The sequence below is a fragment of the Bacteroidota bacterium genome (assembly GCA_030706565.1).
GTDB lineage: Bacteria > Bacteroidota > Bacteroidia > Bacteroidales > JAUZOH01 > JAUZOH01.
The window spans coordinates 1-11,287 of record JAUZOH010000103.1 but is presented as its reverse complement, the minus strand read 5'-3'; the positions used below and the strand labels follow the sequence as shown (position 1 = coordinate 11,287).

Sequence of the window (11,287 nt, the reverse complement as noted above, 5' to 3'; positions counted from 1 at the left end):
TGGAACGTTATGCTGTCGCCAACTGCTGGATGGGTTGGATATGAGCACACCCGAAGGAATGGCCAAAATAAGGGAGCTGGATCTATTTCACTTACGCTGCACGGAATTCGTAAAAGATGCCGTGGAAATTGCAGAAAAGATCATTGAAGGAAAAGCAGCACATTAAAATGAACAGAGTATCTATCTGCGGAGACATTTGTACGGAATGTCCTCGGTTTATTGCCACCAAAAACAATGACACAGAAGAACTTCAAAAAGTTGCCCGTTTATGGTACCGCTTGGGCTTTAGAGATAGAATTGTCAGCATCGAAGAAATAAAATGTACGGGATGCAATAAACAAAAGTCTTGTTCGTATGGACTTAATGATTGCGTACATTTGAAAGATAAAGATAATTGCGGGGAATGTGATCTTTTTCCATGCGATAAAATCGAAAACGCCTTTAAGAAATCGGAATTAGCTGAGTCAGACTGTAAGGGAAAATGCTCGGAAGAGGAATATCTTCAGCTAAAACGTGCGTTTTTCAATAAAAAAGAGATCTTATCAAATATCAAACAATGGAAACATTGAATTATCGGAGATTATCGAAACAGCTCCTTTATGAAATCAAACCACTCTGGGAAGAATTAAATAAAATTCACCTGAAAGACTCGATTTATTTCAAAGACCATTATACATCTTTTAATTTTGACAAGCGGGCTGCCCATTGGAAGGATATTCCTGATGAAAATATTTATATCCTTGTCATCGAAACCGAAGAGGGCATCCTGGTTGGATATTGTGTTTCCACTATCAAAGGGCAAAGCGGTGAAGTGGATTCATTATTTCTTAGTATGGATTACCGGGGTAACGGACTGGGACGGCAGCTTTTAAAGAAAAACATCGACTGGCTTAAGAGCAGGAATTGCAGGACAATCCGGCTCTCCGTCAGTTATGGCCACGAAAATGTAGTTGGTTTTTATAAAAAAATGGGACTTTACCCGCGATTAACCGTCCTTGAATATAAAAATTCCCAATAATAATGAGCAAAGGCTTTTTTGTTGACAAAAGTAACCGGCCCGATTCTGCAGCTATCAATAATTTTATCGGTAAAGCCCGGCAAAATTGGGATTTAATGCTTCATCACCTTGGCGAAGGCTTAAAATTAAAAGGCGAATTCAAATTTTATGGTATCAATTACGGATGGGCTTTACGTTTCAAAAAGTCCGGGAAATCGATTATTGCTTTATATCCCGGCAAGGATGACTTTATGGTTCAAATCATCCTTAACAAAAATCAAGTTGAAACGGCTTTGGAACAGGTTAAAAATTCTGATTTTTTAAAAGTCATTTATGATACCAAAAATATTAAGGAAGGAAAATGGATCTATCTTCTTATAGATGAGACAAGTGATCTGGATGATGTTTTTACGATGATCACTATCAGAACAAAGATAAAGTGAACCCCCAATACCCTGAGGGTGATGACGGAAAAAAATTATTGAGTCAACTCATCAAGACCTTCAGATCGAATTCTTTGTTTTACTTTGGTACCAACGGTAAAAAGTTGTAACTTTATTTGAGCCTACTTCATTCAACATTCAACAGGCTATGAAAAAAAAGTATGTGATTTTAGCTACGGTTGTAGTTTTAATCGGGCTATTGCTTTTTTCTCTTTCATCAATAGCCAAATGGTATGTAGTCAGGCACAGTGAAGAAATCATTGGCCGCCGCATCCAGATTAAAGAATTGCATATAAACTATTTAAGGGCATCTGCGCGGATTGTCGATTTCGTAATGTACGAATCCAATAAAACAGATACTTTCGCCTCTTTCCATGAATTTTACATCAATTTTGATCCCCTGGCTTTGTTTTCCAAAAATTATGCTTTTTCTGAAATCCGGCTGATCAAACCTTATGTTGTGATCAGTCAGTTCGGGAATAAGTTTAATTTTGACGACCTGCTGTCCAAACGGGACACAACCCAAAAGACCTCAAAGGATACTTCAGTTTTTCATTATTTCTTGAAAAATATACATCTATCGGGTGGAAAGATTAGATACATAGATAAGAAAATTAATAATCACGTGAATTTGTCCAATCTGAATATAGATATTCCTTCCCTGGCCTGGAACAGCACTCAGTCTGATATGGGTATCGTCTTTAAAATCGGGGAAAAAGGTCAGGTAAGTTTAAAAACCAATCTCAACAACCAGTCCCGCAATTATCTCCTGGATATCTACACCCGGAATATCAATCTTTCCATGATCACCAACTACCTGAAGAATTATGCCAATATCACAGCATTAAAAGGGGTTTTCTCCTCCAATCTTAAAATCAAAGGGAATCTTGACCATTTAGCAAATTTATCGCTGACAGGCTCAACCCGGGTAGACCAACTGGATATTCATGATGCTACAAAAAGTTCCATTTTTTCAGTCAGTCAGATTGCTGTAAACCTGAAACAAATAGATCTGGCCCTTTCCCATTTCCACATTTCAGACATAACCCTTGTTGCTCCTCATATTGCAGCTGTCCTTAGTCGCGAAAAAACCAATATTGAAAAATTTCTTTCTCCATTACTTGCTGCCAATGCCCGTCCTCAGCCGGTTCCTGAAAAATTACCTGCAAAAACAGGGAAAAAGGAGGTAACTTATACTATAGATGCTTTAAAAATTAAGGATGGCACCATCCTGTTTCATGATTTAACCCTGAACAGACCTTTTTCTTACGATCTGAGAAACATTAATCTCAGACTGACTAAGCTTAACCAATCATCAACCCAGGTACCTCTCCTGTTTTCTATAAACCTGAACAACAAGGGTAACCTTAAAGGAAAAGGTTCACTAAACATGAAAAATCCAAAAATATTCAATGTCCTCTGTGAAATTTCGAAAATGGATTTAGTAAGCCTTTCGCCCTATTCCGAATATTACCTTGCATCGCCTGTGACACAGGGCAAATTCAACTATAGGCTTTCACTTGACCTGAAGCCCACCTCATTGACGAATCAAAACAATATTGTTATTTATGGATTAAAATTTGGTAAACGCACAAAAGATAAGACCGCCACAAAATTACCGGTTAAATTAGCCCTTTATATTTTGAAAGATGCCAAAAACAAAATTTCAATCGACCTGCCTGTAAAAGGCAACCCCTCCGACCCGAAATTTTCACTAAAGAAAATTATATGGAAAACTTTATCCAATTTTCTGGTCAAAGTTGCCACAGAACCTTTCCGCGCTTTATCAAAACTGGTCGGAACCAATCCGGACAAAATAAAAGAAATACCCTATTCTTACGGGGCAGATTCTTTGGACGAAGATCAGAATAAAAACCTGCATAATATTGCAGAATTGATGAGAAAAAAACCGGACCTGAAATTTTCATTTACCCAATACAACAATGTCGAAGAGGAAAAACAAACAATTGCTGTTCAACACCTGAAAGCACAATTTCTAAAATCGCAGAAACCAGAAATCGACTCTGCTGAACTTGTTTCATTGGCACAAAAATTATCAACAACTGATCATGATTTTGAAAATTACATCACAAAACGTTCGCCAGATGCTACTTCAGTCGGAATGGAAAAAGCGTGCCTAACCCTTACCGGAGATCAACTGTTGAATAATCAATTGAGTAAAAAAATGACTCAAAGAAACGGCAGGATTAAAAAGTTTTTGACAGAACAGGAAAATGTTCCTTTAAGCTCTTTCCAGATTGAAACCGCAGATTTAAGGAATATTCCGGAGAAATTAAAGAAACCGGTCTTTAAAGTTGAAGTATTCATGGAAAAATGAAAATCATATATGGTCAAATGTTATAAAAAATGCGCTGTATTTCACAGCGCATTTTTTATTGTTATTATTTTCTATTTAATCATATTTCCATCGCCATCAATAAATTGAACATCGTAACCAAGCTCTTTCAACGGTGTTTCAATTTTTGATTTGTCGCCAACGACAATCCAAGCAAGCTGTTTGGGTTTGATTACCTTTCCAGCCATATTTTGTACTTCGTTCAGTTGAAGCCCCTTTAGTTTGGCCGCATAATCCTGAAAATAAGTATCTTTCAATCCATAACGGACAATTTCATTAATGGCTCCCGATACATCCCCAATTGTCTGGAAACTGCCAGGGATCTGAAGCAGTTCGTTACTCTTATTCCTCTGAAATTCTTCATTTGTGGCAGGTTTGTTTCCACAAAAAGCATCCAGTTCTTTTTGTATTTCCTGAATAGCTTCTTTTGTCTTATCTGTTTGAACCTGAGTATAAACAATAAAAGGACGTTGACCCTTAGTAGGATATATAAAAGAGTTGGCCCCATAACTCCAGTGTTTATCTTCACGGATATTCATGTTGATGCGGGAAGTAAAATCACCACCAATAACATCATTCATTACGGATAATGAAGCTTCATCAATTTTACCAAAAGGAGCCGTAACATTCCCGGTTAAAATCAAGGACTGGATGGAACCAGGCCTGTCCATCAGATAAATCGTAGATTTTGAGGGTAATTTAACTTCTCCTATATTTTTCTTGGGCGTTTTTCCACTTTTCCAATCTTTAAAAAGTTTTTCCAGTTTCGGGGTTAATTCAGACAGGCTGATGTCGCCCACAACAATCAATTCTGCGTTGTTGGGTTTCAACCAGGAATGTTGAAATTTAACAAGCTGATCACGGGTTATTTCCTTAACGGCTGACTCATATCCCGAACCCGTCAAAGGTTGACTATAAGCATGTCCTTCACCGTAAAGATATTTAGGCAGCAAACGGAAAGCAATTCCCGTCGGTTGTGTTTTTTCCCTTTGTATACTAACCAGTTGTTCTTTCTTTAAGCGATCGATATCAGGCTGTGGGAATGAAGGATCAAGTATCACATCGGCCCAGATTTCAAGCGAAGGGTCCAGGTTTTTCTTAAGCGTATTAAGGTTGATAAACGACTGGTCTAGATTTGATCCCGCTGACACCCTGGAACCCAATTTATCCAGTTCCTCACTAATCTGAAGGGCATTTCGTGAACTTGTACCTTCGTCAATCATATTCATGGCTAATTTTGCTGTACCCGGAACAGCAAACTGATCTGAAGCATAACCGGCATCAAAAGCCATGGAAAAATTCACAATTGGAAGAGTAGTACGTTGCACAAGAACAACCCGTAATCCGTTAGATAAAGTAGTTCTTTGAAATTTAGGAAAAGTGATAGAAGGAGCTGTTCCCAGTTCAGGCATTTTTGAACGGTCTGCCTCAGCTGTGTTTTTTAGTTCAGGAAAAGGAAGAACTTCAAGAATATATTGCCCATCGCTCAGCCAATCCTTTGCAACCTGGAGTATACCCTCAGCTTTGGCATTATTAACCTGAGAAAGCCACACCTTGTAATAATCCGGGTCGCCGAAAAAAGTCTGATTTCTTGCCAATATATCGGATTTTCCTCCAAATCCACCGATACGTTCCAATCCCCTTACAAAACCGGCATAATCTTTTGTTTTTACCTGTTCCAGCTCATCAGCTGTAGGTCCGCCTTGCAAAAATTTGGCCATCTCCTCGTCAATTGCCTTTTCAACTTTGCTCACTTCAACCCCGGGCTTAACATCGGCCTCAATGGTAAAAAGGCTTCCAATCTCACGATCATCAAGATAGCAATATACTGAAGTAGCAATCTGATCCTGATAAACCAAACGTTTGTACAAACGGGAAGTTTTTCCTGAAGAAAGGATATCACTAGCCATATCCAGGTATGTACATTCTTGTGAACCATTCTGAGGAACATTCCAAACTTTATAAATCCTGGTCTGAGAAACACGATCCTGCATAACCTGACGTATAGTTCCCGTACGTTTTGCAGACCATGCCTGATATTTAGCAACAGGCGGACTGGGAGGAAGGCCGCCGAAATATTTCTTGACTTTCTCCAAAGCCTCATTGGTACTGACATCACCGGCAACCACCAAAGTAGCATTATTAGGCCCATAATAAGTTTTGAACCAGTTTTTTACATCATCAAGGGATGCAGCATTCAGGTCGTCCATCGAACCTATAACAGTCCATGAATAAGGATGGCCAGCAGGATAGACACTTTTAGTCATGTTTTCCTCAACCAAACCATAAGGTTGGTTCTCCCCCTGGCGTTTTTCATTTTGAACCACCCCGCGTTGTTCGTCAAGTTTTTCTTTGGTAATGACATTGGCCATATACCCCATACGGTCGCTCTCCAGCCACAATACCTGATCCAGGGCTGATACCGGAACCGTTTCAAAGTAATTGGTCCGGTCATTGCTGGTGGTGCCATTCAAATCAGAAGCTCCTATTTTATCAAGAGCTTTGAAATAATCATCATTGAAATGCTCACTACCGTTAAACATCAGGTGTTCAAACAAATGAGCAAAACCCGTATGCCCTGGCCTCTCATTTTTCGAACCTACATGATACCAAATATTCACTGCAACAACAGGAGCCTTGTGATCTTCATGAATAATAACCGTAAGACCGTTGTCAAGAACAAATTTCTGGTACGGAATATTTATATCATCTGAAGAAACATTTGTCCCCTGCGCCCAGGATAAACTAAAAATACCCGACATGCTTAAAAACATAATAAACGACAAAACTTTTTTCATATTTCATTAAAATTTAACATTAAATATTAGGACGTACGAACTTACACTTTTGTTACTTGAACATCAATTTTTTTTCAATGATTTATTTTCATGAAATTTTCAATCAAAAAATAAATTTCAGCTTTTTACCAATTTTAGCACACAAATAACAGAACAATAGCCTTTTACCCATATTGCCGGCTTCTGAATTCCCTTCCCGTCCGTATAAGTAATGTCATTAAAGACCCAGGCGAAATCATCTATAGGAATATGTGCCTGTCTAACCCTTTCAATCAGCTCTTTTTGTTGGATCAACCACTTCATCTTCCCGGTTATAGTAGGAATTTTGGGCTTGGATTTCTCATCGGGATAAGTGACAATCCAGGACAAGGGGACATCAAATGAATAATGGAATATATCTCCGGGTTTTTCAGCACTTTTATGTGCCAATGCCTTCTTCCATTTTAGGGAAGCCTTAGGATAATGCTGCCGTAATTTTCTGATTAATTCTGATTTATCCGGCTCCATGCCTTTTCTGTAATATGCATACCAGCTTTGAGCCTGATATTTATGAGTTTCAATCATTCCGTCCTCTTTATTTTCAGAAATGTAGTACTCAAAAAGTTTTGAGGCCAGGACTTTTGGTTTAGCAGTCTTGCCTTTAAAAAAAGAAGCAACTGCATCCAGTAAAACTTTATCATTGCCCAAACCGCAACCACAAATATATATGATCGTTTTACAATCAACCAATGAATCTTCAAGTCCTGCCGTCAAATTTCTGCTGATATATTCCAGTATATTTCCAGGACTCGCGCGTTTCAAACCAGGAGCAACAGGAACGCTTAATCCCAGCCAGGGGTTACCATGAACAACCAGATTGATCAACCCCCAGGGCTGATGATTAGCCGGATGATGGATAGCCAGGTATGACTGTACTTCCAGGAGCGACCTGCAGGAAGTAACCAGATATTCCGTATGTGCCTGCCGGTTATATTTATAATATTTCCCGGCTTCACTGTAATAGGAATATGCGGTATCCTTATCTTCCCCTAAAATAAAAGTAATGCTCTCGCGGGAAACAGGCATTTCAGATTTCCCCGGGATATGATCCTTTTGACTGATCGATAAAGCCAGTGCAACGTATGAAATATCCGTTAAAATCAAAGCAATCAATATTTTCCCACAAAAAAGCCTTAGGATTTTGATCATATTACGCTTCTGTCCTTTCCAACTACTTAATAACCAATGTGTTAATACATAATCTTGAATTCCCACTCCTGTTTCAAGTTTAGCCTGCTAAAGTTGAAGCGGTTAATTTGAGTCTCCAGACACTTTCGCATGGACTGGCTGACTTTAGTCCCCTTTAGGTTAAGATTTATCACCTTCCCATATGCACTGACTTTTACGTGAATAACATCAGGTTTGGTTTGTGAAGAAGAAAAACAGGATTTCAGGCTGGCTAAAAATTTCACTTTAATGTAGTTTATAGCCGAAATTCTGTCTTTACTTGAAAGACTAGTCAGAATCTTCACATCCTTATAGGAATAAACGGATGATTTCACAACCTCCGCTTTTTTGTAAAAAGGTGGAACTTTATATTTTATACTTTTCCCTTCAGAAACACCTTCAATGGCCAGGTCAAAACCCACAGCAAAATTTGAAACACCCTGAGGTAAAGGCAATGCCTGTTTAACAGTAACCAGTTTACCTGTATGATCAATTATTTGCTCTTCGTCAATGGCAACAAATGAAGTATAAGCAGTCATCAGGTTATATTTCAGTCCCAGATTGGTAACCTGTTTGATCAGTGAAGAATCAAAACCTGCTTCTTTATAGTCTTCAAGCATCTTAATTTTGTTCCTGGCCCATAAATAGCGAATTGCAGCATTACGTTCATCTGATTTGACAGTGCTGACATCTAAAGTTGTTTTATAGCGTTTATTCCCGCCCGAATATCCTTTTAAAGACAGGGTTCCCTGTTCATCACCCTTGTATTTACCCATGATGATTACCGGACGTTCAGCCAGCACATCAGGAACCGTTATAGGTTCCACATCATATACATCGAACTTGCCAAAATCCTTTTTAATCTGGGTTAAAACAGGATTAGAGATATAATTTCTGAATTTTTCGGCCTGTTCAGCTGCCCTTTCCTGATTATCAACGATCATAGGCTCGCCCATGCCTGCCCTGGCCAATCCCTCAATCAGATAACGGTTGACACTTGTTCCAATTCCAAAGGCAAAGGTATTGGCCTGGTCATTATGGGTACGGATCAGGTCAAATGACTGTTTTTCGACATTCACATAGCCATCGGTAACGATAACAATGGAGCGGGAAAGCGACTCGTCATGACGGGGATAAGCGACGGCTTTTTCCAATGCCGGCAGGAGCTCAGTCCCTCCATATCCCTTATGACTATCAATTAAAGTGATAGCCTTTTCAACATTTTCGGTGGTTGCATAAACCGAGGAATCGGACAGCCAACCGGAAGCCCCCGAAAAAAACAGGACATTAAATCTGTCGGTCGGCCGCAGGTTTACAACCAGGTTCCTGAGCAGCTTCTTGGAAATATCAAGGGGATAGCCCTGCATGGAACCGGAAACATCAACAACGAAAATATATTCGCGGGGAGGTATGTCTTCTTTAACCACACGCTTTGGAGGCTGCACCATCCACAGGAAAAAGTTTTCATCCCCGTTCCTGTAAAGCAATAAGCCGGATTCAATTTTATCGCCCGACAACTGATAATTCAGGATAAAATCGCGGTTGCCGCCTTTATATTCAGAGCTGTCCAGCCGGATATCAGCTAAATCAGGATGTTCATAATCCACTTTTATTTTATGCGAAGGACAGAAAATATTCTGAATAGGAAGTCCTGCCGATAAATGTACTTTCAGGTCAAAATTATAGGAAGGAGCTTCTTTTTCTTTCAAATAAGGCGTAGCCACAAACTGATCGGAAGCCGGAGCTGTGGCCAAATCCTGGTTGGAATAACGAGGGCCCACAACCGTGGGATATACAAACTGGTACGTACCGCTTTCGGGCACCAGCAATTCGGTATATTTTAAAGTCACCTTAATTTCATCGCCAGGCTTAATATTGGCAACATTCATCTGAAAAACATTAGGCCGTTGCTGCTCAAGCAGTGAAGTCCTCTTCCCTTCGCTCTTAGCCTGCTCATAATCAGCCCGGGCTTTCTTCTTTTCTTCAATCCTTGCAACAATCTTCCGGTTGCCGATGGTCATTTCCATGGCATATAATGCTGCATTTGATGATGCCGGGAAAGTATATACAGCTTCCAGCGTGTTTTTCCCGTCATTTTTGTAAACCTGGTTGATGGTTACATCGGCAATCACTCCAACTATGTTTACTTCCGCGGAAGTACTCTTTAAAGGAAGAAGGTCTATATCCGGATTGCTGCTTTTAACAAAAAAATAGGGGGACAATGTTTTGTTTTCAGCTTTTTGAGCAAACAGGGAAATTGAACAAAATAAAAGAACAACCGTGGCCTTACCAAAAATTGAGTTCATCATAAAGGTGTTGGATTAAAAAGTTGTCAGACGGAAGTGTATCTTTTAACAAACTTAACATTTTTTGTTGAAAATAAAAATAGAAAAATATCTGCTAAAGCAACCAAAAAAGAAATTCTTACGTCTAGTCATAGAAAATCTCTTTGAAATAACCATTTTGTAATTTTACATAACTCAAAATGTTTAGAATCCTGAAAAAATCTGGCTGGCTGTTATTTCTTCCCGGAATATTCCTGATTATGATGTTGGGCTGTAACAAGAATGAAATTGGGACGAGGCAGGTTAATCCCTTATTGCTGTGTAAATGGATGTTATCCTATATTCAGGACACCCGGACCATGCAAATCATCAATTATCCCGCAAATTATCCGGTAAAAGAGTCGATTGAATTTACCAATGATTCAACGATGGCATTTTATGGCACATGCAATGGAGGCAGAGCCGAATACTCCATTCAAAATAATCAAATTATAATTTCCAATTTATGCACTACCCTGATTTTCTGCAGTTACTATAAATGGGAAAATTATTTAAGGAATAATTTAGACAGTGCATACAGCTATGACGTTTCTGTACAGGCGCTTAAAATTTATTCAAAAGGCAGCTATAATTTATATTTTGTTCGGGACAAATAACAATAAACGATTTTAACGCCAAAATTCAAATCTGGCTCTATTCGAGCAATGCCAATAACTCTTTGGATTTTAAAGTCAATATCCTCCGCAGAAACCTCAATTTTTATATAAATCCTGCGGATTTATGTCTAATTTTATAAACTTTCTCCGGCTTTATATCATACTTGATCAGAATAGAGAGCACCGGTTAAGGAAAAAATCAAATACCAATAATCTGGTTGATAACAATAAAACAGAAAGATGAATATATTATTAGGGATTTTAATTGTTTTGGTTTTGATTGTCCTCATTTTGCAATTAAAACCAAAGTCAAATGGCACGGTCCTATCCGGTAAAATTGACTACTTCGAAAAAGAAATGGGGAGAATTGAATCCGGCATCAAAGAAGAGATGAAGGATAACCGGCAGGAACTAAATGCTGCAATATACAATTTCACAAAAATCATCGAGGAGAAAATAAACAATCTGGTCAGGAATACGAATGAAAATGATAAGATAAACCGGGAGGAGCTTTCAAAAAATATCAGGGAATTTTCTAACGCTGTA

Annotated in this window: 9 protein-coding genes; 6 read left to right on the top strand and 3 right to left on the bottom strand. The window is 38.8% G+C overall.

Going from position 1 to position 11,287, the window contains the following annotated elements:
* Positions 1 to 167: 167 nt before the first annotated feature.
* The 4 genes from Q8907_07310 (at position 168) to Q8907_07295 (ending at position 3,778) form a co-directional block, all read left to right on the top strand.
* A complete protein-coding gene (locus Q8907_07310) occupies positions 168 to 569 on the top strand; it encodes a DUF3795 domain-containing protein (GenBank protein ID MDP4274069.1) in 402 nt (133 codons plus the stop codon).
* Positions 557 to 1,018 (top strand): GNAT family N-acetyltransferase, encoded by a 462-nt coding sequence (locus Q8907_07305; GenBank protein MDP4274068.1) that lies wholly within the window; start codon positions 557 to 559, stop codon positions 1,016 to 1,018. The genes Q8907_07310 and Q8907_07305 overlap by 13 nt, the downstream gene beginning before the upstream one ends.
* A 2-nt stretch (positions 1,019 to 1,020) precedes the next feature.
* Positions 1,021 to 1,440, top strand: a complete 420-nt coding sequence (locus Q8907_07300; GenBank protein MDP4274067.1) for a DUF3788 family protein — start codon at positions 1,021 to 1,023, stop codon at positions 1,438 to 1,440.
* 148 nt (positions 1,441 to 1,588) lie between these two features.
* Positions 1,589 to 3,778 (top strand): DUF748 domain-containing protein, encoded by a 2,190-nt coding sequence (locus Q8907_07295; GenBank protein ID MDP4274066.1) that lies wholly within the window; start codon positions 1,589 to 1,591, stop codon positions 3,776 to 3,778.
* A 71-nt stretch (positions 3,779 to 3,849) separates the two neighbouring features.
* Here Q8907_07295 and Q8907_07290 read toward each other — a convergent pair whose 3' ends face one another.
* The 3 genes from Q8907_07290 to Q8907_07280 all read right to left on the bottom strand — a co-directional run bounded on the left by Q8907_07290 (position 3,850) and on the right by Q8907_07280 (position 10,109).
* Entirely contained in the window at positions 3,850 to 6,594 is a 2,745-nt protein-coding gene (locus Q8907_07290; protein MDP4274065.1) for a pitrilysin family protein, read from the bottom strand.
* A 117-nt stretch (positions 6,595 to 6,711) separates the two neighbouring features.
* Positions 6,712 to 7,782: a hypothetical protein gene (locus Q8907_07285; GenBank protein MDP4274064.1), complete on the bottom strand. Its 1,071-nt coding sequence runs from the start codon at positions 7,780 to 7,782 to the stop codon at positions 6,712 to 6,714.
* A 41-nt stretch (positions 7,783 to 7,823) separates the two neighbouring features.
* Positions 7,824 to 10,109: a VIT domain-containing protein gene (locus Q8907_07280; GenBank protein ID MDP4274063.1), complete on the bottom strand. Its 2,286-nt coding sequence runs from the start codon at positions 10,107 to 10,109 to the stop codon at positions 7,824 to 7,826.
* A 176-nt stretch (positions 10,110 to 10,285) separates the two neighbouring features.
* Here Q8907_07280 and Q8907_07275 point away from each other — a divergent pair, with 176 nt between their 5' ends.
* Complete coding sequence (locus Q8907_07275) at positions 10,286 to 10,741, top strand: META domain-containing protein (protein ID MDP4274062.1); 456 nt, start codon at positions 10,286 to 10,288, stop codon at positions 10,739 to 10,741.
* A gap of 240 nt (positions 10,742 to 10,981) precedes the next feature.
* On the top strand, positions 10,982 to 11,287 hold a 306-nt coding region (locus Q8907_07270), incomplete at its 3' end, for a hypothetical protein (protein MDP4274061.1).